24 protein-coding genes are annotated in these 22,389 nt (G+C 70.9%); 11 read left to right on the plus strand and 13 right to left on the minus strand.

From position 1 onward, the window contains the following. Positions 1 to 164 precede the first annotated feature (164 nt). The 5 genes from MUU77_RS01435 to MUU77_RS01455 all read right to left on the minus strand — a co-directional run bounded on the left by MUU77_RS01435 (position 165) and on the right by MUU77_RS01455 (position 5,314). Positions 165 to 1,937: a DUF885 family protein gene (locus MUU77_RS01435; RefSeq protein ID WP_245090769.1), complete on the minus strand. Its 1,773-nt coding sequence runs from the start codon at positions 1,935 to 1,937 to the stop codon at positions 165 to 167. A 214-nt stretch (positions 1,938 to 2,151) separates the two neighbouring features. Further along, positions 2,152 to 3,048, minus strand: a complete 897-nt coding sequence (locus MUU77_RS01440) for a ParB/RepB/Spo0J family partition protein (protein WP_245090772.1) — start codon at positions 3,046 to 3,048, stop codon at positions 2,152 to 2,154. Then, positions 3,048 to 3,845 carry an AAA family ATPase gene (locus MUU77_RS01445; RefSeq protein ID WP_245090774.1) on the minus strand — a complete coding sequence of 266 codons (798 nt, stop codon included), beginning with the start codon at positions 3,843 to 3,845 and terminating at the stop codon, positions 3,048 to 3,050. Before MUU77_RS01445 ends, MUU77_RS01440 begins: the two co-directional genes overlap by 1 nt. A gap of 187 nt (positions 3,846 to 4,032) precedes the next feature. Further along, positions 4,033 to 4,689 (minus strand): 16S rRNA (guanine(527)-N(7))-methyltransferase RsmG, encoded by a 657-nt coding sequence (gene rsmG / locus MUU77_RS01450; RefSeq protein WP_245090777.1) that lies wholly within the window; start codon positions 4,687 to 4,689, stop codon positions 4,033 to 4,035. Between the two features lie 7 nt (positions 4,690 to 4,696). Further along, positions 4,697 to 5,314 carry a 4'-phosphopantetheinyl transferase superfamily protein gene (locus MUU77_RS01455; protein ID WP_245090780.1) on the minus strand — a complete coding sequence of 206 codons (618 nt, stop codon included), beginning with the start codon at positions 5,312 to 5,314 and terminating at the stop codon, positions 4,697 to 4,699. A 175-nt stretch (positions 5,315 to 5,489) separates the two neighbouring features. On the opposite strand from MUU77_RS01455, the gene MUU77_RS01460 reads away from it, so the two are divergent. Next, a complete protein-coding gene (locus MUU77_RS01460) occupies positions 5,490 to 5,747 on the plus strand; it encodes a GlsB/YeaQ/YmgE family stress response membrane protein (RefSeq protein WP_245090783.1) in 258 nt (85 codons plus the stop codon). Between the two features lie 113 nt (positions 5,748 to 5,860). Here the strand turns inward: MUU77_RS01460 and xth are convergent, their stop codons facing one another. The 4 genes from xth to MUU77_RS01475 all read right to left on the minus strand — a co-directional run bounded on the left by xth (position 5,861) and on the right by MUU77_RS01475 (position 9,960). Further along, complete coding sequence (gene xth, locus MUU77_RS01465; protein ID WP_245090786.1) at positions 5,861 to 6,631, minus strand: exodeoxyribonuclease III; 771 nt, start codon at positions 6,629 to 6,631, stop codon at positions 5,861 to 5,863. A gap of 27 nt (positions 6,632 to 6,658) precedes the next feature. Further along, positions 6,659 to 6,787, minus strand: a complete 129-nt coding sequence (locus MUU77_RS18465; RefSeq protein ID WP_256452064.1) for a hypothetical protein — start codon at positions 6,785 to 6,787, stop codon at positions 6,659 to 6,661. Further along, positions 6,754 to 8,217, minus strand: coding sequence for an MFS transporter (locus MUU77_RS01470; RefSeq protein ID WP_245090790.1), 1,464 nt, complete (start codon positions 8,215 to 8,217; stop codon positions 6,754 to 6,756). The genes MUU77_RS18465 and MUU77_RS01470 overlap by 34 nt, the downstream gene beginning before the upstream one ends. A gap of 207 nt (positions 8,218 to 8,424) precedes the next feature. After that, the gene (locus MUU77_RS01475; RefSeq protein ID WP_245090808.1) at positions 8,425 to 9,960 is read right to left on the minus strand and encodes a coniferyl aldehyde dehydrogenase; all 1,536 of its coding nucleotides are present in this window, start codon (positions 9,958 to 9,960) and stop codon (positions 8,425 to 8,427) included. Between the two features lie 61 nt (positions 9,961 to 10,021). Here MUU77_RS01475 and MUU77_RS01480 point away from each other — a divergent pair, with 61 nt between their 5' ends. Next, positions 10,022 to 10,570: a gamma carbonic anhydrase family protein gene (locus MUU77_RS01480; RefSeq protein WP_245094124.1), complete on the plus strand. Its 549-nt coding sequence runs from the start codon at positions 10,022 to 10,024 to the stop codon at positions 10,568 to 10,570. Positions 10,571 to 10,607: 37 nt separating this feature from the next. Further along, positions 10,608 to 10,985 carry a VOC family protein gene (locus MUU77_RS01485; protein WP_245090811.1) on the plus strand — a complete coding sequence of 126 codons (378 nt, stop codon included), beginning with the start codon at positions 10,608 to 10,610 and terminating at the stop codon, positions 10,983 to 10,985. A 16-nt stretch (positions 10,986 to 11,001) separates the two neighbouring features. Here MUU77_RS01485 and MUU77_RS01490 read toward each other — a convergent pair whose 3' ends face one another. Further along, positions 11,002 to 11,268 carry a YkgJ family cysteine cluster protein gene (locus MUU77_RS01490; RefSeq protein WP_245090814.1) on the minus strand — a complete coding sequence of 89 codons (267 nt, stop codon included), beginning with the start codon at positions 11,266 to 11,268 and terminating at the stop codon, positions 11,002 to 11,004. 162 nt (positions 11,269 to 11,430) lie between these two features. On the opposite strand from MUU77_RS01490, the gene MUU77_RS01495 reads away from it, so the two are divergent. From MUU77_RS01495 to MUU77_RS01525, 7 genes are read left to right on the plus strand one after another with little or no spacing between them, the layout of a single operon-like run. After that, a complete protein-coding gene (locus MUU77_RS01495; RefSeq protein ID WP_245090817.1) occupies positions 11,431 to 12,111 on the plus strand; it encodes an RDD family protein in 681 nt (226 codons plus the stop codon). Beyond that, entirely contained in the window at positions 12,108 to 13,106 is a 999-nt protein-coding gene (locus MUU77_RS01500; protein WP_245090820.1) for a stage II sporulation protein M, read from the plus strand. Before MUU77_RS01495 ends, MUU77_RS01500 begins: the two co-directional genes overlap by 4 nt. Next, on the plus strand, positions 13,096 to 14,655 hold the full coding sequence (locus tag MUU77_RS01505) for a DUF4129 domain-containing protein (protein WP_245090822.1): 1,560 nt from the start codon (positions 13,096 to 13,098) through the stop codon (positions 14,653 to 14,655). Before MUU77_RS01500 ends, MUU77_RS01505 begins: the two co-directional genes overlap by 11 nt. Beyond that, positions 14,652 to 15,851: a DUF4350 domain-containing protein gene (locus MUU77_RS01510; RefSeq protein ID WP_245090824.1), complete on the plus strand. Its 1,200-nt coding sequence runs from the start codon at positions 14,652 to 14,654 to the stop codon at positions 15,849 to 15,851. The genes MUU77_RS01505 and MUU77_RS01510 overlap by 4 nt, the downstream gene beginning before the upstream one ends. Then, on the plus strand, positions 15,848 to 16,849 hold the full coding sequence (locus MUU77_RS01515; RefSeq protein WP_245090826.1) for a MoxR family ATPase: 1,002 nt from the start codon (positions 15,848 to 15,850) through the stop codon (positions 16,847 to 16,849). The genes MUU77_RS01510 and MUU77_RS01515 overlap by 4 nt, the downstream gene beginning before the upstream one ends. Further along, the gene (locus MUU77_RS01520; protein ID WP_245090828.1) at positions 16,846 to 18,144 is read left to right on the plus strand and encodes a DUF58 domain-containing protein; all 1,299 of its coding nucleotides are present in this window, start codon (positions 16,846 to 16,848) and stop codon (positions 18,142 to 18,144) included. Before MUU77_RS01515 ends, MUU77_RS01520 begins: the two co-directional genes overlap by 4 nt. Positions 18,145 to 18,152: 8 nt before the next feature. Then, on the plus strand, positions 18,153 to 19,181 hold the full coding sequence (locus MUU77_RS01525; RefSeq protein WP_245090839.1) for a DUF4380 domain-containing protein: 1,029 nt from the start codon (positions 18,153 to 18,155) through the stop codon (positions 19,179 to 19,181). 7 nt (positions 19,182 to 19,188) lie between these two features. Here MUU77_RS01525 and MUU77_RS01530 read toward each other — a convergent pair whose 3' ends face one another. The 3 genes from MUU77_RS01530 to aroE all read right to left on the minus strand — a co-directional run bounded on the left by MUU77_RS01530 (position 19,189) and on the right by aroE (position 21,291). Continuing rightward, the gene (locus tag MUU77_RS01530; RefSeq protein ID WP_245090841.1) at positions 19,189 to 19,965 is read right to left on the minus strand and encodes a ThuA domain-containing protein; all 777 of its coding nucleotides are present in this window, start codon (positions 19,963 to 19,965) and stop codon (positions 19,189 to 19,191) included. 76 nt (positions 19,966 to 20,041) lie between these two features. Beyond that, the gene (locus MUU77_RS01535; RefSeq protein WP_245090844.1) at positions 20,042 to 20,395 is read right to left on the minus strand and encodes a hypothetical protein; all 354 of its coding nucleotides are present in this window, start codon (positions 20,393 to 20,395) and stop codon (positions 20,042 to 20,044) included. Positions 20,396 to 20,442: 47 nt separating this feature from the next. After that, positions 20,443 to 21,291, minus strand: coding sequence for a shikimate dehydrogenase (aroE, locus tag MUU77_RS01540; protein ID WP_245090847.1), 849 nt, complete (start codon positions 21,289 to 21,291; stop codon positions 20,443 to 20,445). Between the two features lie 359 nt (positions 21,292 to 21,650). On the opposite strand from aroE, the gene MUU77_RS01545 reads away from it, so the two are divergent. Beyond that, positions 21,651 to 22,382 carry an outer membrane beta-barrel protein gene (locus MUU77_RS01545; protein WP_245090850.1) on the plus strand — a complete coding sequence of 244 codons (732 nt, stop codon included), beginning with the start codon at positions 21,651 to 21,653 and terminating at the stop codon, positions 22,380 to 22,382. Positions 22,383 to 22,389: the final 7 nt, after the last annotated feature.

A 22,389-nucleotide genomic window follows, 5' to 3' on the forward strand; every position in this document is an offset into this window, starting at 1 on the left:
GGGCCGGACGCAGCGAGCCGCGCATTATGCCTGCGTTTCCCTTGTGCCGCAAGCACTTAGGCCGGCGTGCCTGGCGCGGAGCCCGCCGCCGCCCGGGCGCCCGGGTCCCCTCCAGCCAGGAGCCGGGCAAGCCCGGCCCTACGGCATCGCGCAGGTCGGGCGGGTCACGGCGCGGCCGCGGCCGCCTTGGCCGAGCCGGCCTTGCTGGCGGCGATGAAGGCGCGGATCTGCCTTTCCAGCACCGGCAGTGTCACCGAGCCCTGCTTCAGCACGGCGTCGTGGAAGGCCTTGATGTCGAACTTCGGCCCCAGCTCGCGTTCGGCCTCGGCCCGCAGGCGGACGATGGCGATCTCGCCCAGCTTGTAGCTCAGCGCCTGGCCCGGCCAGGAGATGTAACGGTCCACCTCGGTGGTCACTTCGTGCTCGGACAGGGCGGTGTGGTCGCGCAGGTAGGCCAGGGCCCGGTCGCGGCTCCAGCCCTTGTGGTGCACGCCGGTGTCGATGACCAGGCGGGCGGCGCGCCACATCTCGTAGGTCAGGCGGCCGAAATCCTCGTAGGGCGTCTCGTAGATGCCCATCTCCTTGCCCAGCTTCTCGGTGTACAGCGCCCAGCCCTCGCCATACGCCGAGATGTAGTTGTCGCGGCGGAACGCGGGCTGCTCGCCCTGTTCCTGCGCCAGCGCCGCCTGCAGCGAGTGGCCGGGCGAGGATTCGTGCAGGGTCAGTGCCGGCAGGTTGTACAGCGGCCGTGAGGGCAGGTTGTAGGTGTTCAGCCAGTACGTGCCCAGTCCACCGCGGCCAGCGGTCCAGAACGGTGCGATGTCGGCCGGCACCTCGACGATGGTGAAGCGCCCGCGCGGCAGCGTGCCGATGTACTTGCCGACCTCGCCGTCCACCCGCTTGGATATCCAGGCCGCGCGGTCGAGCAGCTGTTGCGGCGTCTTGGCGTAGAACTGCGGGTCGGTGCGCAGGAAGGCCAGGAACTCGGCGAACGTCCCCTTGAAGCCGGTCTGCTCGATGACCTCCTGCATTTCGGCGCGGATGCGCGCGACTTCCTCCAGGCCGATCCGGTGGATCCGCTCGGCGCTCAGGTCCAGCGTGGTGTATTCGCGGATCTGCTGGGCGTAGAAGTCCTTGCCGCCGGGCATCGCCTCCGCCGCCAGCGTGGTGCGCGCCTGCGGCATGTACTCGGTGCGGAAGAACGTCAGCAGCGTGCCGAAGGCGGGCACGACCTGCTCGCTGATCGCCGCGCGGATCTCCTTGCGCAGCGCTTCCTGTTCGGCGGCGGGAATGCTGGCCGGCATCTTTCTGTAAGGCGCATAGAAGGCGGACTGCTCGGGATCCTTCAGTTCCGCCACTGCGGCGATGGAGACATCGCGGCCGTCCAGCACCGCGCGCGGCACGGTGAAGCCACGCGCCAGGCCGGCACGCATGTTGGCGATGTGCTGGTCGAAGTGGCGCGGAACGTCGCGCAGGCGTGCCGCGTAGGCGCGGTAGTCGTCCGCCGTCTTCATCTGCCGGCGCGCCATGAAGGACAGGTTCGACCAGAACGAGGAATCGGAATTGAACGGCATCTCGTACGTGCGCAGGCGCACCTCCGCCGCCAGGTTCTCCACCTGCGGGCGGTAGATGGCCAGGTTGATGCGGTTCTCGGCCGAGAGTCGGTCCGGGTCGATCCCGTCCAGTTCCTTCAGTACCTGCTCCCAGACCTTCAACCGCGCCTGCTGCGCGGGGGCGCCCACATCGGGCAGGCGGGTGTTGTCGCCGCTGGTGTCGCTGTCCTCGTCGGCCTGGCCGGTCTGCTCCTGCCGCCAGGTCCATTCCTTCTCGTAGATCGCCTGGAAGCGCCGGTCGGCATCGGTGGGCGAGGAGGCGAGCGCCTGCAGCGGGGCGCAGGCAAGCAGCAGGGCGGCGATGCGGAGGTTCAAGGCAGGCATCCGGTGGAAGCGGAAACCGGATGGTAATGCAGGGATGCGGCCCGCGCTTTCTGTAGGAGCGACGTCAGTCGCGACCGTGGGGCCTGGCGACCGGGATGGCCTGATCGATCGCGGCGATGCAGGAGGACATGCCGCGCTCTTGCCGCATGGTCCGGGGGTGCGGGAACGGAAGACGTGCGGTCGCGACTGACGTCGCTCCTACAGAGATCCGGCCTCAGCCCTTCGGACGCAGGCGCTCCAGCACGCCATCCAGCGTGTCCAGGTCGGTGTACTGGATGATCAGCTTGCCTTTGCCGCCGCGCCCGTGGGCGATGGTCACGCGGGTGCCCAGGCTTTCGGACAGCTCGGTTTCCAGCGAGGCGATGTCCGGCTGCGGCGCCGCCTTGGCCGGTTTGGCCTTCTTGCCGTTGACCGGTACCTTGCCGGCGGCGAACTGCTGCGCGCGGTGTTCGACTTCGCGCACCGACCAGCCCTGCTCGGCGGCGTCGGAGGCCAGCTTGCTGGCCAGGTCCGGCGACAGCGTCAGCAGGGCGCGCGCGTGGCCCATTTCCAGCCGGCGGGCTTCCAGCAGGGCGCGGATGGCCGGCGGCAGTTCCAGCAGGCGCAGCAGGTTGGACACCGCGGCGCGCGAACGGCCCACGGCCTCGGCGGCCTCGGCGTGGGTCAGCGAGAATTCGTTGATCAGGCGCTGCAGCGACTGCGCCTCCTCCAGCGGGTTGAGGTCCTCGCGCTGGATGTTCTCGATCAGCGCCATCGCGATGACGGTGCGGTCGTCCAGTTCGCGCACCACCACCGGCACTTCGGCCAGGCCGGCTTCCTGCGAGGCGCGCCAGCGGCGCTCGCCGGCGACGATCTCGAACCTGCCCGGCGACAGTTCGCGCACGACGATCGGCTGGATGACGCCCTGCGCCTTGATCGATTCGGCCAGCTCGCTGAGCTTGGACGGGTCCATCGCCATGCGCGGCTGGTACTTGCCCGGCTGCAGCTGCTGCACCGGCAGCGTGCGCAGGGCCTCGCCCGGCTGGGCTTCCGGCGGCGGCGTCTCGGCGGCCTTCGGTCCGAGCAGGGCTTCCAGTCCGCGACCCAGGCCGCGCTTCTTCGGGGCGCTCATCAGGCGTGCTCCATGTGCTGCTGTTGCTTCTTGCGGTCGGCGGCGCGGCGCAGGATCTCGCCGGCCAGGCCCAGGTAGGCCACGCCGCCGCGCGAGGCGCGGTCGTAGCCGACGATGCTCTGGCCGTGGCTGGGCGCTTCGGCCACGCGCACGTTGCGCGGCACGATGGTGCGGAACACCTTGTCGCCGAAATGCGAGGTCAGTTCGCCGGAGACGGCATTGGCCAGGTTGTTGCGGATGTCGAACATCGTGCGCAGCACGCCTTCGATCTCCAGGCCGGGATTCAGGCGCGCGCGCAGCGCCTCGATGGTTTCCATCAGGGCCGACAGGCCTTCCAGGGCGTAATACTCGCACTGCATCGGCACCAGCACGGAATCGGCGGCGGTCAGCGCATTGAGCGTCAGCAGCGACAGCGCCGGCGGGCAGTCGATGATGATGAAGTCGTAGTCGCCGCGCAGGCTTTCCAGCGCGGTCTTCAGGCGCTGCTCGCGGCCGTCGGACTCCATCAGCTGGATCTCCGCTGCGGTCAGGTCGATGTTGCCCGGCATCAGGTCGAAGCCTTCGGCGGTGGTGACCACCGCGGCCCTGGCCTCCACTTCGCCCAGCAGCACGTCGCAGGTGGAGGCCTCGACCTCGCGCTTGTCCACGCCGCTGCCCATCGTCGCGTTGCCCTGCGCATCCAGGTCGACCAGCAGCACGCGTTGCGGCGCACGCGCCAGCGCGGCGGCCAGATTCACCGCGGTGGTGGTCTTGCCGACTCCGCCTTTCTGGTTGGCAATGGCAATGATGCGGGCCATGCGAGGGCGCCTTATCGGTTACGGGGTGGGTAGGGGATTATGCGGGCTTGGGAGCGGGCGTGCGAAATCGTCCCAACGGACAACAGGGGGCATATCCGGTCATCCGCGCACGCGCATGTGCGGCGGGGCGCTGCCGCGGTCAGTCATATCAAGGAGTTACACCGCACGCCCCAACGGGGTGCGCGGTTCAGTCGCGGCGGACAACGACCATGTGGCGCTCACCCACCAGGCCGGGCACCGCCAGCGGTTCGAGGGCGGCCACCGACCAGCCGGAGGGCAGGGCGGCGATCTCCTCGTCGGGCCGCACGCCCTTCATGGCCAGTAGTGCGCCGCCCGGTTTCAGCAGGTGGCCGCCGACCTCGATGATGCCGGCCAGCACATCCAGCGCGCGCGCGGTCAGCGCGTCGTAGGCCTGCGGTTCGTCCAGTGCCTCGGCACGCGACTCGGCCACGCGTGCGTTGTCCAGCTTGAGCGTGCGTACCGCTTCGCGCAGGAAGCGCGCTTTCTTGCCGTTGCTCTCGACCAGGGTGACGCGCAGGCCGGGCTTGGCGATGGCCAGCGGAATGCCGGGCAGGCCCGGACCGGTGCCGAGGTCGGCCAGCGCGCCGCCGCGCGCGGCAAGGTCGTCGACGAACGGATGCATCGCCAGCGAGTCCAGCAGGTGGCGGGTGACCATCTCGCGCGGGTCGCGGATCGCGGTGAGGTTGTAGGTCTTGTTCCAGCGGTCGAGCAGGGCCAGGTAGGCCAGCAGGGGCGGCGCCAGCGCGTCGGCGTCCAGGCCGAGCGCGAGCAGTCCGCGGTGCAGGGTCTCGCGCAGGTCGGCGGGAAAGGCGGTGTCGTTCATGGCTGCATTATCGCAGGCCTTCACGCAGCCCCCGCGGATGCCAGGCCAGGGCGGCGCGGTAGTCCGGCCGCGGCGCCCACTCGTGCAGGCGCCAGTCGTCGGGGCGTCCCAGGCCCGGGTCGCACGTGGCCAGGCGCGGCGCTCCTTCGTCCAGGGCGACATGGAAGCGGTGCAGGCCAAAGGAGATGCCCTGGCCATGGGCCTTCAGCACGGCTTCCTTGACGCACCACAGCCGTACGAACGCGAGCAGCCGCTCCGCTTCGTCGCCGAGGGCGCGCAGCCAGGCGGTCTCGTCGGGATGGTAGAAGCGTTCGGCCAGTTCCATCGCCCGCGGGCGGGCGCGCAGCCGCTCGATGTCCACGCCCAGTTCCACGTCTTCGCCCAGCGCCAGCAGCAGCGCTTCGCCGCTGTGGCTCCAGCCCGTCTCCAGACGGTGCAGCGGGGCGATGAAGTGCGGCCGCCCCTGGGCATCGCGGGTGATGGGCAGCGCCTCCGGCGCCATCCCCAGCGTGCGCGCCAGCGACGCGCGCGCACGCGGCTCCCCGCGTTGCCGCGGCGCGTGCGGCAACAGCCACAACGCGATGCCGTCGTGACGCCAGTCGGCGGGTGCTTCGCGCCAGTTCACCCGCGCAGGCTTCCCGCGTGGTGCGGCACGGCGTGCAAGGCGGCGGCGTTGGCGTTATGTAGCACGGGCAAGGACGCTTCCCCCACGTGAGTTAACGGCGGTTTCACGCCATGCGTTGAAGATTCAAGCGTGCCCCGCGGCACGGGGTCCTGTCCATCAAGGGAGAAGCGACGAAATGAATTTTCTCATCTATCTGATCGTGGGTGGCATCGCCGGCTGGCTGGCGAGCATCGTGATGAAGCGCGACGGTTCGCAGGGCATCATCCTGAATGTGGTGGTCGGCATCATCGGCGGGTTCCTCGGCGGCTGGCTGCTGCCGACCCTGGGCCTGGGCCTGGGCGGCGGCTGGGTCGGCTTCCTGGTCACCGCCTTCATCGGCGCGGTGGTGTTGCTGCTCATCGTGAACCTGTTCACCCGCGGCCGCGCGAGGTAGCGGTTCCGCTGCGGCCGCGTGCGCGTTCGAGACGCACCCAAGGCCCGTGGCAATGCAAAGGCCCGGCCAAAGCCGGGCCTTTGCTTGTCCGGTGCCCGCGAAGCAGGCCTGCCTCAACCCCCCAGCCGTACCCATGCGGGGGCATGGTCGCTGGGGCGCTCCCAGGTGCGCGGCTCGCGGTCGATGCCCGACTCCACCGCGTGTCCGCGCAACGCGTCGGACACCAGCGTCAGGTCGATGCGCAGACCCAGGTTGCGGCGCAGGCCGCCCATCCGGTAATCCCACCAGCTGTAGACGCCGGCTTCGTCGCTGTGCAGGCGGAATGCGTCGTGCAGGCCCAGCGCGCACAGCCGCTGCAGCGCCGCGCGCTCGGCGGTGGAGGTGAGGATATGGTCGTCGTTCCACACCTTGGGGTCGAACACGTCGCGGTCGTCTGGCGCGATGTTGAAGTCGCCCATCACCACCAGTTTCGGATGCGCCTGCAGTTCGGCGGCCAGCCAGTCGTGCACCGCCTCCAGCCAGCGCAGCTTGTAGGCGTACTTGTCGGTGCCCACGTCCTGGCCGTTGACCACGTAAAGGTTGACGAAGCGCACCTCGCCTACCGTCGCGGCGATCACGCGCTTCTGTTCGTCGTCGAAACCGGGGATGCCCACCTGCAGGTCGCCGATGGCCTCGCGCGCCAGCAGCGCCACGCCGTTGTAGGTCTTCTGCCCGGCGAACACGCTGCGATAGCCCAGCTCCGCCAGCGCGGTGTCCGGGAAGCGGTGGTCCTCCAGCTTGGTTTCCTGCAGGCCCACGATGTCCGGCGCGAACGCGCCCAGCCACTGGGTGAGGTGCGGCAGGCGCACGTTGAGCGAATTGACGTTCCAGCTGGCGATCTTCATGGCGGCGATTCTAAGCCAGCGGCACGGTCAGGCGCCCGCCGCCTCGTCCGCCACGAGGGCGCCGTGCGGCTCGCCTTCGCCATCGCGCATCAGCCGCGCGGCCATCCAGGCGGCCACCAGCATCATCGCCATGCCGAACACGGCGATGGCGCGCATGGCATCGGTGAAGGCATGGCGCGCGGTGTCCACGACGGCCGCGCCCGCCGCGCCGCCCAGTTCGCCACCCACCTGCACCGCGCCACCCAGCGTGGACAGCGCGCGGGTGGTGTCGGCATCGGCGAGTGAGGGGGCAGGGCCGGGTCCAGCCACAGACGGTACGCCAGCATGCCCAGGCTGCCCAGTACGGCGATGCCTAGTGCGCCGCTGAGCTCGGCGCTGGTCTCGGCCAGGGCGGAGGCCGCGCCGGCGCGTTCGGCCGGGGCGGTGGTGATGATCAGTTCGTTGCCCACGGTAAACACCGGCGCCATGCCCAAGCTCATCGCCAGCATGCCCGCGATCAGGATCCACAAGCCGTACGGCGGCACCACCAGGGCCGTGATGCCGAAGCCGGCCGCCGCCAGCAGCAGGCCGCGCACCATCACCCGGCGCGCGCCCCAGTGCCGCGCCAGCCGCGGCGCCAGCAGCGAGCCCACGGTGAAGCACAGCGACCATGGCACCGTCGCGATGCCGGCCTGCAGCGGCGTCAGGCCCAGCACCAGCTGCAGGTACTGGGTCATGAAGATGTACACGCCCATCATCGACAGGCCGGCCAGCGCATAGGCCACGATGGCCGCCGAGAACGCCGGCCGCCGGAACAGGGTCACGTCCAGGAACGGATAGGCCAGGTGCTTCTGCCGGCGCACGAACAGCACGCCCAGTGCGAGGCCGACCAGCAGCACGGCGATGCCGCGCACATCGGTGCCGTACTCCGCGATGCGTTTCAGCCCGTAGACCACGGCCAGCACCGCGAACAGCGACTGCACCATGCTGAGCGGATCGAGCGCGCCTGCGTCCGGGTCGCGGTACTCGGGCAGCAGCTTCGGCCCCAGCACCAGCAGCAGCACCATCACCGGCACCGCGGCCAGGAACGCCGCGCCCCACCACCACCACTGCAGCAGCAGGCCGCCGACCAGCGGGCCGATGGCGCCGCCCACCGAGAAGGCGGCGATCCACACGCCGATGGCGAACTGGCGCTGGTGTTCGTCATGGAACATGTTGCGTATCAGCGACATCGTCGACGGCGCCAGCGTGGCGCCGGCCACGCCCAGCAGGGCGCGCATCGCGATCAGCATTTCCGCGCTGCGCGAGAAGGCGGCGATCACCGATGCCAGCGCGAACGCCGCCGCGCCGATCAGCAGCAGCCTGCGCCGGCCGATCCGGTCGCCCAGGGTGCCCATGGTGATCAGGAAGCCGGCCACCAGGAAGCCGTACACATCGACGATCCACAGCAGCTGGCTGGCGCTGGGGTCCAGTTCGGCGCTGATCGCCGGCAGCGCCAGGTTCAGCACGGTCAGGTCCATCGCATAGACCATGCAGGGCAGGGCGATGATGGCCAGCCCGATCCATTCGCGGCGGGTGGCTTTGGCGGGCGGGTTCAGGTTCGACATGGCGGTCCGTCAGGTGGGCGTCTTCCCGTCCGACGAACGGGAAGGACGATTCTCGACGAAGCTGCGGACGGATGTTGTCCTCGGATCGCGGTGTCGCCGCAGAACCGGAGTCGGTTGCCGGGACGTTACGGCGCGCACCGTCCTTGTCGCCACGCGGCCACGCAGCGCCCGGCAGCGGAAGCATCGCGGCGGCGACGTCGCCGCCGCTCAGCGGATGATGAAGTCGATGAACTTCGCCACCCGGGAGTACGGAGGCTTCAGCAGGTCGCTGCCGGCCCGCCGCGGCTGCCACAGCACCGGCAGCGCCTTGCTCATCGCATCGAAGCCTGCCCGCCCGTGGTAGGCGCCCATGCCGCTGGGCCCGATGCCGCCGAACGGCAGTGCATTGATGCCGAAGTGCAGCACGGTGTCGTTGACGGTCACCCCGCCGGCCAGGGTGTGCCGCAGGATCTTCTCCACCCGGCCGCGGTCGTGGCTGAAGGGATACAGCGCCAGCGGACGGTCGTGGGCATTGATGTAGGCGATGGCTTCGTCCAGCGACGCGACGGTGCGGATGGGCAGGATGGGGCCGAAGATCTCGTCCTGCATCACCTTCGCCTCGTCGCCCGGCTCCAGCACCAGCACCGGCGCGAACAGGCGCTGCGCGCGATCATGGGCGGCGGCGAGCGGGACCACCTCGTGTCCGCGCTGGCGTGCGTCGTCCAGGTAGCCGTCGAGCCGCGCGAACTGGCCGTCGTTGATGATGCGGGTGTAGTCGCCGGCATCGGACAGGTCGCCGTAGCGTGCGGCCACCTGCCCGCGCAGCGCCTGCACCAGCGCATCGCGCCGGCTGCGGCCCACCAGCAGCACGTAGTCCGGCGCGATGCAGGTCTGTCCGCCGTTGAACCACTTGCCCGTGGCCAGACGCGCCGCGGCCTGTTCCACCGGATAGTCGTCGCAGACGATGGCCGGCGACTTGCCGCCCAGTTCCAGGGTCAGCGGTGTCAGGTTCGGTGCGGCCGCGGCCATCACCTTGCGGCCCACGGCGGTGGAACCGGTGAACACCAGATGGTCGAAGGGCAGCGCGGCGAACGCGCCCGCCACCTTGGCGCCACCGGCGGCCACGGCGACCCGTTCCAGCGGAAACACCTCGGCCAGCAACGAGCGCAGGAACGCGGTCGTGCGCGGCGTGTGCTCCGACGGCTTCAGGTAGACGTGGTTGCCGGCGGCGATGGCGGTGGCCAGCGGGATCAGCGCCAGGTTGACCGGGTAGTTCCATGGCGAGATCACGCCCACCACGCCGACCGGCGCCTGGCGCACTTCCGCGCGCGCCGGCCAGAAACGCCAGCCCACGCCCACGCGCCTGGGCTTCATCCAGCGGCGCAGGTGCGAGGCCAGGTGGTCGATCTCGTTGAGCACCGTCATGCCGTCGGCGATCAGCGACTCGTGCCGCGAGCGGTGGCCGAAGTCGGCCGCGACCGTGTCGGCCATCTCCGGCAGTCGCCGCTTCAAGGCATCGCGCAGGCGGTGCAGGTCGTCGCGGCGCTGGTCGTAGTCCGGCTTGCGCGCCTGCCAGGCCTGGCGCAGCCGGTCCAGGGTGGGCGCGAGATCGGACACGGGCGTGTCGCGCAGCGGGCCACCGGCTGCGGAGGCGGGGGAAGCCGGGTCGGTCGGCGCCGTCGTGGAGGCGGCCGTTATCGCCGCGTTGGCGGCGGTGATGGCGGCGTTCGCGGCGGTCGTGGCGGCGTGCGGGAAGGTCGTCATGGCCGGAGTGTATGCCTTCCCTTGCGCGCGGGCGCACTACAATCCGGGCATGACCGACACTCTGACCGCCCTGCGCCCCTATCTTGGCCGCTTTCCCGTCCTGGGGCCGCGGGTCTACGTCGATCCGGCGGCCACCGTGATCGGCGATGTCGAACTGGCCGAGGACGTCTCGATCTGGCCGGGCACCATCCTGCGCGGCGACGTCAACTTCATCCGCGTGGGTGCGCGCACCAACGTGCAGGACGGCACCATCGTCCACGTCAGCCACCACAGCCCGTACAACAAGGCCGGCTATCCCACGCTGATCGGCGCCGATGTCACCATCGGCCACGGCACCATCATCCACGCCTGCACCATCGAGGACCTGTGCCTGATCGGCATGGGCGCCTGCATCCTGGATGGCGCGACGGTGAAGAAGTACGGCTTCCTCGGCGCGGGTGCGGTGCTGGGCCCGGGCAAGGTGGTCGGCGAGGCCGAGCTGTGGCTGGGCAATCCCGCCCGCTTCGCGCGTGCCCTGACCGAGAAGGAAATCGAGAGCCTGCATTATTCGGCCGGCCACTACGTCAAGCTGAAGGACCGTTACCTGCAGCCAACATCCCCCGCGGCATGATGGGCGTCGCGCGCTCCGCGCCGCCTGGGAGACCCGCATGGCCTGGAAACCGGACGGCTACACCTCGGTGGCCCCGTACCTGGTGGTCGACGGCGCGCAGCGCACGATCGATTTCCTCACCGTCGTGTTCGATGCCCAGCCGCTGCGCATGCACCCGATGGGTGAGCGGCTGGGCCATGCCGAAGTCCGCATCGACGACACCGTGTTGATGCTGGCCGACGGCATGGACGGCTGGCCGCCCGTCGCCAGCCATGTGCACCTGTACGTGCCGGATGTCGATGCCACGTGGTCGCGCGCGCTGGCGGCCGGCGCCACGCCGGTGCAGGCGCCGCAGGAGAAGGGCGACGGCGATCGCCGCGGTGGCTTCCGCGATGCGGGTGGCACCACCTGGTGGATCTCCACGCAGGTGGCGTGAGCGCGGCGCGGCGGCGTCAGGGCGAGGTGGCCCGCTCCAGTGCCGCCAGCAGGGCCATCGCCTCGGCGCGGCTGGCGCCGCACATGTCCGGCCCGGGTTTCAGCGTGCGGCAGAACGCCGGCCGTTCCGGCAGGCCGAACAGCCGGCAGCGCAGCGCTTCATCCAGCTGCACGCACGCCACGCCTGCCGGCTTGCCGTGCGGCATGCCGGGGATCGGCGAGGTGATCGAAGGGGCGGTACAGCAGGCTCCGCAGCCGGTGCGGCAGTGAAAGAGGGTGTCCACGATGACGCGCAGTCTAGTGCGGCTGGGCAAGTGAAGCGCGGCCAGCTAAAGTCGCCGGGCACGGGGACGGCGCATGGACAGCGGAACACGCCACTTCAACCACATCGGATGCAGCGCGGCCATCCTGCCAATGCAGGCGGGGCGTCGCCGGGTGCGCGCCTGATGCTGGACACCTATCGCGAAGTCGTCACGCCCGAAGGCGTGGGCCTGCACCTGCCTGCTGCCGGCCCGGTGCCGCGCGCGCTGGCCTGGGGCATCGACCTGGCCATCCGCATGGGCGTGCTGATGCTCATGGGCATGGTGCTGGCGATGCTGGGCAAGGTGGGCGAGGGCCTGTACCTGATCGGCCTGTTCCTGGTGTTCTGGGCCTACCCCATCGTGCTGGAGTCGGTCTGGCGCGGACAGACGCCGGGCAAGAAGGCGCTGGGCCTGCGGGTGGTGTCGGCCGATGGCGCCCCGGTGGGCTGGTTGGCGGCGATCACGCGCAACCTGCTGCGCACCGTGGACATGCTGCCGTTCGGTTATGCCGCCGGCCTGGTCGCCTGCCTGGCCGATCCGCATGCGCGCCGGCTGGGCGACATGGTGGCGGGCACGCTGGTGGTGCATGCCGGCGGCGAGCGCGAACACGCGCCGGCGCCGGTCAATACCGTGTTCGTGCCGCCGGCGCGGCTGTCGCCGGAGGAACAGGGCGCCATCGTCGCCTTCGGCGAGCGCGCGCCGCGGCTGACGCCTGCCCGGCAGGAGGAACTGGCCAACCTGGCCGAGCCGGTCACCGGCGCGCGCGGGCAGGTGGGCGTGCAGCGCCTGTACGGCATGGCCAACTGGCTGCTGGGACGGCGATGAGGCAGGAACAGTTCGTCGCCCGCCACCAGGCCGAATGGCTGGCCTTCGAATCCTGGCTGCAGGCGCGCGGTGGCAGCGCACGCCGCGCGCGCCATGAGCGCAACAACGGCGTCCTGACCGACGAGGACATGCCCGCACGCTACCGGCGCATCTGCCAGCACCTGGCGCTGGCGCGCAGGCGCGGCTACAGCCCGGTGGTGGTGGACCGGCTGCAGGCGCTGATGCAGCAGGGCCACGGCGTGCTGTACCGCACGCCGCCGCCGCGCTGGCAGCACGCGGTGCGCTTCCTGCTGGCGGATTTTCCGCGGCTGGTGCGCAGCGAGGCCGGCTGCATGGCGGTGGCCGCGGTGGTGTTCGTGGTGCCGCTGGTGCTGATGTTCGTGCTGCTGCAGGTCCGGCCGGAGCTGGTGTACAGCCTGGCCTCGCCCGAGCAGGTGGCCATGTACGAGCGCATGTACGACCCCAACGACGCCCGCCATGCGCTGGGGCGCGAGAGCGGCAGCGACTGGCAGATGTTCGGCGTGTACATCTGGAACAACATCAGCATCGGCCTGCGCACCTTCGCTGGCGGCCTGCTTGCGGGCGTGGGCGCGCTGTTCGTGCTGGTGGTCAACGGCGTGGGCATCGGCACGGTATTCGGCCATCTGCAGCAGATCGGGTACGGCGATCCGCTGTGGCGGTTCGTGTGCGGGCATGCGCCGTTCGAACTGACCGCCATCGTGCTGGCCGGTGGCGCCGGCCTGCGACTGGGGCTGGGGCTGATAGCGCCCGGGCGACGGCGGCGCGTGGACGCGCTGGCCCATGCCGGTGCCAAGGGCGCGCGGCTGTGCCTGGGCGTGGCCTTCATGCTGCTGGTGGCGGCCTTCATCGAGGCATTCTGGTCCTCGACGCAGTCCATTCCCGCGGCGGTGAAATACAGCGTGTCCGGCGTGCTGTGGACGCTGGTGGCGGCGTGGCTGGGCCTGGGCGGACGCGGGGTGGCCGATGCGGATTGAGCAGCTGACCGTCCGGCTGCGCGCGCGCTCGGACTGGGAGGCCGTGGAACTGGGCATGGCGCTGGTGCGCCGGCATGCGGGCGCCGTCTGGAAGCCGTGGCTGTGGCTGACGCTGCCGGTGTTCGCGCTGCTGAACCTCGGCGCGTGGTGGATCGACCAGTTCTGGCTGGCGGCCGCCGTGATGTGGTGGCTGAAGCCGGCCTTCGACCGCATCCCGCTGTACGTCATCTCGCGTGCGGTGTTCGGCAGCGTGCCGGGCACGCGCGAAACGCTGCGCGCGCAGGCGTCGTGGGGAGTGCGCACGTTGCCGCACCTGCTGACGTGGCGGCGCCTGTCGCCGGTGCGTTCGCTGCACCTGCCGATCGACCTGCTGGAGGGCGTGCAGGGCGAACGCCTGCGCCAGCGTCGCCGGGTGCTGGCCGGGCAGGCCTACGGCACGGCCATGCTGCTGACGCTGGTGTGCCTGCACTTCGAAACCGCGCTGCTGCTGGGCGGCGTGGCGGCGGTGGTGATGTACCTGCCGCAGGACCTGCTGCCGGACAGCATGCAGGCGGCGTTCGGCATGCTGGCGACGGAATGGCCGGCATGGCTGAAGCTGGGCTGGAATGCGCTGGCATGGGCGGCGGTCAGTGTGGTGGAACCGTTCTACGTGGGTGCCGGCTTCGGCCTGTACCTCAACCGGCGCACGCAGATCGAGGCCTGGGACCTGGAGATCGTGTTCCGCACCCTGCGCGCGCGCCTGGCTGCGGCTGCGCCGCTGTTGCTGGTCGTGCTGCTGTGGACAGGGGCGGATGGCGCGCGGGCGCAGGAGCGGCACGGCGAGCGCGCCCCGGCACCCGCCGCACCGGCGCCGCCGCGCGACGCGCCCACGCCGCCGACCCTGCCGATCGTGTTCGGCGAGCAGCGGGTCGATGACCGCGCCTTCCGCAAGGCGGCCGACCAGGCGTACCGCGATCCGCTGCTCGACCGCCGGCACACCCAGACCTCGTGGGAACGACGCCAGCGCGCGCCGGAACAGGACCCGGATACGGCCGGCCGCGACCGCGCCTGGCTGGGCGGCATCGGCAACATGGTGGCCTTCATCGGCGAATGGGGCCTGTGGCTGGTCGTGGGCGTGCTGGTGCTGGCGCTGTTGGCGACGGTGCGTCACTGGTGGCCGTGGATGCGCGGCCTGGCGCGGCCGCCCGTGCTGGCGCCGGCGCCTGCCGTGAGCGAGGCGCTGACGTTGCCCGAGACCCTGCCGGACGACATCGCCACCGCGGCACGGCGGGCATGGCGCGAAGGGCGTCCGCGGCATGCGCTGGCGCTGCTCTATCGCGCCAGCGTGGACAGCATGGTGCGGCGCGCCGACATCGTGCTGCCGCCGGGCGCGACCGAGGCCGAATGCCTGCGCGCCTCGCGCCGCATGCCGCAGGCGGCGGACCGCCAGGCTTTCGCGCGCGTGGTCAGGATCTGGCAGTACGCCGCCTACGCGGAGCGGCTGCCGGGCGAGGACGAGTTCGAGGCGCTGCTGGGCGAACTGCAGCAGCGCTACGGGTGGGCGTCGTGACCGCGGCGCGTCGCAACGGCCGGCTGGTGGGCGTGGCCGTGCTGGTGCTCGCCCTGGTGCTGGTGCTGCTGGTGGCGTGGTTCCGGCACACGTTCCACCGGGTCGAGAAGACGCTGTACCTGCCGCCCACCGGCGAAGCGGCCTACAACCCGCTGTATGCGCTGGAGAAGACGCTGGAAGCCGAGGGCGTGAAGGTCAACGCGCGCCAGCGCCTGCTGCTGGAGGACAACGCGCTCGCGCCCGCGGACACGCTGCTGCTGTTCAACGATCCGCGCACGCTCTCGCCCCCCGATGCCGAACGCCTGCTGGAGTGGGTGGAGGGGGGCGGCCACCTGCTGGTGCGCACGCCGCTGTACTCGCCGGGCGAGGATGTGGCGGGTCCGGATGCGCCGCAGGTTCCGCTGCTGGACCTGCTGTCGGTGTGGCTGGTGGAAGAGAGTCCGGACTGCGTGGATTTCCAGGTCGAGGGCGAGGAGCACCACGTCGAGTTCTGCACCGGCCGCCGCTTCGCCTTCGATGGCGTGGTGCCCGAGCTCGCCTGGGGCGACCTGCAGGCCGGATACGTCTATGCGCGGCTGGCGCGCGGGCGCGGCCATGTGGACCTGCTGGCCGACTTCGACTTCATGACCAACACCGCCTCGCGCCCGCTGGCGCGGCAGGCGATGGACGAGCCGCCCGAAGGCGGTCTGCGCGATGCGCCGCACCGCGCCCTCGCGCGCCAGGTGCTGGCACCCAACTACGGCCTGGGCACCGTGCACTTGGTGTATGCGGCGCAGATGCCCTCGCTGTGGCGCACCGTGTTCCTGCGCGGCTGGATGGTGTGGGCGCCGCTGCTGCTGGCGCTGGCGGCCTGGCTGTGGATGCGCATGCAGCGCTTCGGGCCGCCCGTGCCGGCGCCGGCCGGGGAACGCCGTTCGCTGCTGGAACACGTGCGCGCCAGCGGCGAGCACCTCTACCGCTATGGCCGCGGCGTCATGCTGTACGCCGCGGTCCGCCAGGCCTTCCTGGCGCGCCTGCGCCGTCGCGATGCGGTGGCTGCCGCGCTGTCGGGCGAGCCGCAGGTGGCCGCCCTCGCCGAGCGCACCGGCCTGCCGGCCGAGCGCATCCGCACCGCGCTCAATGCGCCTGCCTCGCACGACCGGCAGGCTTTCCGCGACCGCATCGCCCTGCTGATCCATCTGAGAAACCGCCTATGAACGACCAGACCGCCGCCGCCCCGCCCGCACTTCCGCCGACGCCCGGTACTGCGCTGTCCGCACGCGCCGACGCCGTGCGCGAAGAAGTGTCCAAGGCCTTCATCGGCCAGCCCGAAGTGCTGGACCAGATCCTCATCGCCCTGCTCGCCGGGGGCCATGTGCTGATCGAGGGCGTGCCCGGGCTGGGCAAGACGCTGCTGGTGCGCGCGCTGGCGCAGGCACTGGAGTTGACCTATGCGCGCGTGCAGTTCACCCCGGACCTGATGCCCGGCGACGTCAGCGGCCACGCCGTCTACGACCCGAAGACCGAGAGCTTCAAGATCCGCCGCGGCCCGGTGTTCACCCACATCCTGCTGGCCGACGAGATCAACCGCGCACCGGCCAAGACCCAGTCGGCGCTGCTGGAGGTGATGCAGGAAGGCCAGGTGACCATCGAAGGCAAGTCGTTCGAACTGGCGCCGCCTTTCATCACCCTGGCCACCCAGAACCCGGTGGAGCAGGAAGGCACCTATCCGCTGCCGGAGGCGCAGCTGGACCGGTTCCTGTTGAAGGTGCTGATCGACTACCCGGCCATCGAGGATGAGAAGCGCATGGTGGATGCCATCACCACCGGCCGCACCGCCGCCGACTTCGACCTGTCGCAGGTCAGCCGCGTGCTGGGTGCGGCCGACATCGTCGCCATGCAGCGCGACACCGCGGCCGTGCGGGTGGATCCGGAAGTCATCGACTATGCCGTGCGCATCGTCGCCGCCACGCGCACCTGGCCCGGCATCGCGCTGGGCGCGGGGCCGCGCGGCAGCCTGGCGCTGGTGCGCGCCGCGCGTGCGCAGGCGGTGCTGCAGGGGCGCGACTTCGTCACCCCGGACGACGTGCGCGACATCGCCCGGCCCGCACTGCGCCACCGCATCACCCTGGCGCCCGAGCTGCAGATCGAAGGCCAGTCGCCGGACGATGCGCTGCGTGCGCTGCTGGCCAAGGTGGACGCGCCCCGGAAATGAGGCCCGCACCGCTGCTCATCGCCCTGATCGCAGGCTGGGGTGTGGCCGGTCTGGCCGTGCCGTTCCTCGCCTGGCCGCTGTGGCAATGGCAGCTGGCGGGCGTGGCGATGCTGGGCATCGCGGCGCTGGATGGGTGGCGTCTGCGCGGCCGGCCCACGCCGGACGTGGTGCGCGAAGTGCCGGAAGCCCTGCCGCTGGGCGTCGAGCGCGACGTGGCGCTGTGCTTGGAAACGCACGTCCGGCAGCGGCTGGAGGTATTCGACCTGCATCCGGGCGGATGGACGTCGTCGGGCCTGCCGCGCAGGCTGTCGCTGGCGCCGGTGTCGGCGACGCGCTTCACCTACCGCCTGCGTCCCACCGCGCGCGGCGATGCCCGCTTCGAGGGTGTGCAGCTGCGGTTGCGCTCGACGCTGGCGCTGTGGCGGCAATCGCGCGTGGCCGGCGTGCCGCAGCGGGTGCGCGTGTACCCCAACTTCGCGCCGCTGGCGCGGTTTGCGCTGTTCAGTGCCGAACAGGCTTCGCGCCTGGTGGGCGCGCACCTGAAGCGCCGCCGCGGCGAGGGTACCGACTTCCACCAGATGCGCGAGTACCGCGTCGGCGACAGCCTGCGCCAGATCGACTGGAAGGCCACCGCGCGCTCGCGCAAGCTGATCTCGCGCGAGTACCAGGACGAGAAGAACCAGCAACTGGTGATGCTGATCGACACCGGCCGCCGGATGATGGCGCGCGAGGACGCGCTGGGCCATTTCGACCACGTGCTCAATGCCTCACTGGTGGTGTCGTGCCTGGCGCTGCGGCAGGGCGACGGCGTGGGCCTGTTCGCCGCCGGCGGCGACAGCCGCTGGGTGGCGCCCCAGCGCGGCATGGCGGCGATCGATACGCTGCTGCGCGCCAGCTACGACCTGCAACCGCGCGCGGTGGCCACCGACTACCTGGCCGCCGCCACCGAACTGAGCCTGCGGCAACGCCGCCGCGCGCTGGTGATGCTGGTCACCAACGTGCGCGACGAGGACATCGACGACCTGCTGGCGTCGGTGCGGCTGCTGCAGCGCCGCCACTTGGTCTGCGTGGCCAGCCTGCGCGAGAAGTCGCTGGACGCCGCGCTCGGCGAGGACGTGCACGACCTGCAGGGCGCCATCCATGCCGGCGCCGTCGCGCGCTACCTGGAGCAGCGCACCGCCGCACACGAGGCCCTGCGCAGCCACCGGGTGATGGTGCTGGACGTCACCGCGGACGAGTTGCCGGCCGCGCTGGTGGAGCGCTATCTGGCGGTGAAGCGGGACGGCGTGCTGTAGTGGCCCGCATGCGCGCGAAGGCGATCCCCCTGCTCGCGATGGCGGTCTGGATGCAGGTGTTCGCGGCCGATGCCGCGGACGTCGAACGCATCCGCCTGCAGTCGCGCGACGCAGTGCTCGAAGTCACGCCCGCCTTGGGCGGGCGCGTGCTGGCGTTCGGCCTGGAGGGGCATCCCAGCCTGATCAAGATCGGCGAGCCGGTGGCGTCGCAGCCGGACCCGGAGGTATCGGCGACTGCGGACGACATCGGCTACCTCGGCCATGATGTATGGCTAGGCCCGCAGAGCGGCTGGTGGTCGGACCAGCAGGTGAACGCAGCGCGCCGCGATGCCCGTGCCGTGTGGCCGCCGGATCCGTACCTGGCCTTCGCGCAGACGCGCGTGGTGGCGCGCGCACCCGGTCGGCTGGTGCTGGAGGGCATCGACAGCCCCGTCACCGGCGTGCGCTTGCTGAAGTCGTTCGCGTTCGATCCCGCCGATCCGGCCACGCTGGAGGTGACTGCGCTGGCGCGCAACATCCGCGACCGGCCCGTCTCGCGCGATCTGTGGTTCAACACGCGCACCTCGGCCGCCACCCGCGTGTACGTGCCGGTGGCCGGTGCCGGCGATGTGCGCATCCAGGGGGCGGACGGCATGGCGCCCGCCTGGCGCATCGACGCGGGCGTGTTTTCATTCCAACCGCCGCAGGCGCTGGCGGCCATCCGCCGCGGCAAGGCGCTCCTGCAACCCTCGGCAGGGTGGATGGCGGGCTTCGCCCAGGGACAGGCGTTCATTATCCGGTTCGACCACCAGCCACGCAGCGCGATCCATCCCGAACAGGGCCAGGTCGAGCTCTACCTCGACCACGGGGCCGATGTCGCTGCCGGGCTGCTGGAGATGGAAGTCCACGCGCCCTACCGCACGCTCGCGCCGGGCCAGGCGATGCAGGCGCGCGAACGCTGGACGGTGTTGCGCTACGACGGCGCGGACACGCCACAGGCGCATGTGGCCTTCCTCTGCGCCCGGCTCGCATTGTGCGCCGGGGCGGTGGCCGACTGACCCCGCCTCAGCGCGTCGTATCGATGCCCTTGCCGGTCGCGGCCCACCAGAGCCCGCCGTACAGGTGCTCCAGGTACCGCGGATCGTCGTACAGCGCCGGCGTGTGGCCCAGCGCGGTCACGAACACGCGCCCGCCGTCGTAGCGGTGGTACCACGCCACGGGATGGTGCTCGCCCATGCCCTTGGCGGTCTGGCCGGGCCAGATGCGGGTGGGGTCGTAGCTGGTTTCGTCCACGCTCAGCACCGTGCGCAGGCCGCGGGTGACGGGTGCGTTGAACTCGTACCACTCGTCCGTCCATATCCAGCGTGCCGGCAGGCCGAAGGCGGCGGGGAACGACGCATCCTCCACGCGCACGGCTGCCGTCTGCACCATCGGATGGATGCGGAAGGTGCGGCCGATCAGGCGTTCGAACCACGGCCACTCGCCGGGCGGGTTGAAGATCAGGGCGCGATGCACCGCCACCACGCCACCGCCCTTGCGCACATACGCCTCTAAGTTCGCCCGCTGCGCGCCCTTCAACTCATCGCCCGGCGTGTTGAGCAGCACGATGGCGGCATACGGCGACAGGTCGCCGTCGAAGGGGGCGCTGTTCCACGACCAGGTCAGGTCGAAGCCATGGCGCTGCGCCATGCGCTCGAACTGCGGCTGGGCGACCACCGCGTAGTCGTGGTGGTAGCGATTGGGGATGGCCACCACCAGCACCTTGAACTGGCCTTGCGCCAGGGCGGTGCACGGCAGCAGGGCAGCCAGGCACAGGAGCAGGATCAGCAGGCGTCGGGTCATGCCGCGATGCTACCGGTTGGCGCGCTGGGCGTGCGTGCAGCTATTCCGATTGGTGCCGCGGGTATGCGGTTCTCGCCTAGGCGGGCGTGCGGGCGGCCTGCATCGCCTTGCTGGCGCCCCAGGCCAACATCACCAGGCCCACGGCAGACAGCACCCCAAGCAACATGCCGATGGCGCCGAACAGCGACATCATCCCGCTGATCGAGGCGTACCCATCGGCCGCACTGTGGATCATCCAGGCCTGCCACGCGCTCATCGCGCCCCGCAACACCGTGGCCGCCAGCATCAGTCCCGTACCCGCCAGCGCCAGCGAGCGCCCCGGCGCGGCAGGCGCCCACATCGACAGCATCGCCACGCCGGCCACGCAGGCCAGCAGTTCGGGCAGCTGGTAGCCCAGCATCGTCAGCAGTTGGGTGAGGAATCCGTCCATGTGCTACTCCGTCGGTGATGGCATGCAGGGTAACGCAGGTGCGCGTTTCAATCCGCCGTCACCAGCACCTTGTCCCGGTCGCGCAGCGCGGCGTAGACCGGGTCGGTGTCCGGGCGCACGCCGTGCCAGTGCTCGAAGGCCTCCGCGGCCTGTTCCACCAGCATGCCCAGCCCGTCCACCGCATCGTGGCAGCCGGCGGCGCGCGCCCAGGCCAGGAACGGGATGGCGGCCTCGCCGTAGTTCAGGTCCACGGCCAGCGTGCGCGGCGTGGCCAGGTGGAAGGGCAGGGTGAATGCGCCCTGGTCCTGCCGCGAGGCCGACGTGGCATTGACGATCAGCGAGAAGTCGCCCAGATCGCCCAGGTCCTGCCAGTAGCGCGAGTGCGCGCGCTCGGGTTCGCCCAGCGCATCGGCCAGCGCGTCCGCGCGTTCGGCGGTACGGTTGACGATGATCAGCTCGCTGATGCCCGCGTCCAGCAACGCGGGCGCCACGCCGCGCGCCGCGCCGCCGGCGCCGAGCAGCAGCGCGCGCCGTGCGCGCAGGTCCAGGCCGTGGCGACCGGTCAGGTCGCGCACCAGCCCGGCGCCGTCGGTGTTGTCGCCATGCCACTGGCCCTCGTTCCGGGTCAACGTGTTGACCGCACCGGCGCGGCGCGCACGGTCGGTGGTCTGCGTGCAGATCGCGAAGGCCGCTTCCTTCAGCGGCAGGGTGACGTTGGCGCCCGCGCCACCGTCGTCGGCGAAGCGGTCGAGCGCGGCGACGAAGCCGTGCGGCGCCGCATCGATGGCGGTGTACTCCAGCGCGATGCCGGTCTGCTGCGCGAACGCGGCATGGATGCGCGGCGACAACGAATGGGCGACGGGATGGCCGAAGACGGCATAGCGATGGCTGGACATGGTGCGGGAACCCGTCGGGCAGGAGGAAAGGGATGCCGCAGGGACGCGCCGCGAACAGGGGCGCCGCTGCCGCTCTGCCCGAGTCTACCGCGCGCGGGCGGCGGCTTGACAGGCCGTGGGCGCCGGGGCACTGTGCCGCCGCCGCAACGGTGCCAGGGATCACGGCGACAGGTGGGCCGGGAAGGGGAGTCCGGCCGCCCTCCATCGAATCCGGAGCCGCGCGGGCATCCACCGGCCGCGAACCGGCCGGACGCTGCTCCCGCATGTGCATGCCTTTGTGGCGCAAGCCGAGCACCCACTCCACCCCGCCGGTACCGCAAGGACGCGGGGACATCACCACGACCGAAAGGGGAAATCCGATGACGCTGTTCCGTTGCCTGCCACTGGCCCTGGTGGCCTTCGCCTTCCACGCCCAGGCCCAGTCGCTCTCGCCGGCCTACGACGCCTTCCGCAAGAAGGAAACGCCGGCACCCGCGCCCGCCCAATCCGCCGCGCCGGCGCAGACCGATGCCGCCCCGCCGGCACCCGCTCCCGCAGCGGCGCCTGCCCCGGCCCCCTATGCCGCCACCTTCGACACCTCCGCGCGCGAGCAGGATGACGGCGGCTTCTTCGTCGGCGTGCAGGCCGGCCAGGGCTGGATCTACGAAGACGTCGAGCAGGACGCCGTGGCCGTCAGCGCGGGCTACCGCTGGCAGGCCGGCCCGTGGACGCAGGTGGGCGTGGAACTGTCGGGTGGCCGATTGGACGAAACGACCGACGGCGGCTGGCGCTATGCGAAGGCGACCTACAAGGCCGTGGGCGCCAATGCTCGCATGACCTTCGGTGAGAGCCCCTGGTTCATGATGGTGCGCGGCGGTTACTTCGACGCGGAACAGGACATCCCCGGTGGTGGCGACTTCTCCACCGACGGCGGCTATGCCGGCCTGGCGGTCGGCGTGGACATCAACCGCCACTTCAACATCACGCTCGGGTACACAGGATTCGTCTACGCCGACGAGTACTACGACAGCGACTGCGACGACGACTACAGCTACGACTGCGACTTCAGCCGTGCCGACACGGTGACGCTGGGCGTCGAAGCACGGTTCTGATTCGGGA

Source organism: Pseudoxanthomonas sp. F37 (assembly GCF_022965755.1).
In the GTDB taxonomy this organism is placed as follows: Bacteria; Pseudomonadota; Gammaproteobacteria; order Xanthomonadales; family Xanthomonadaceae; genus Pseudoxanthomonas_A.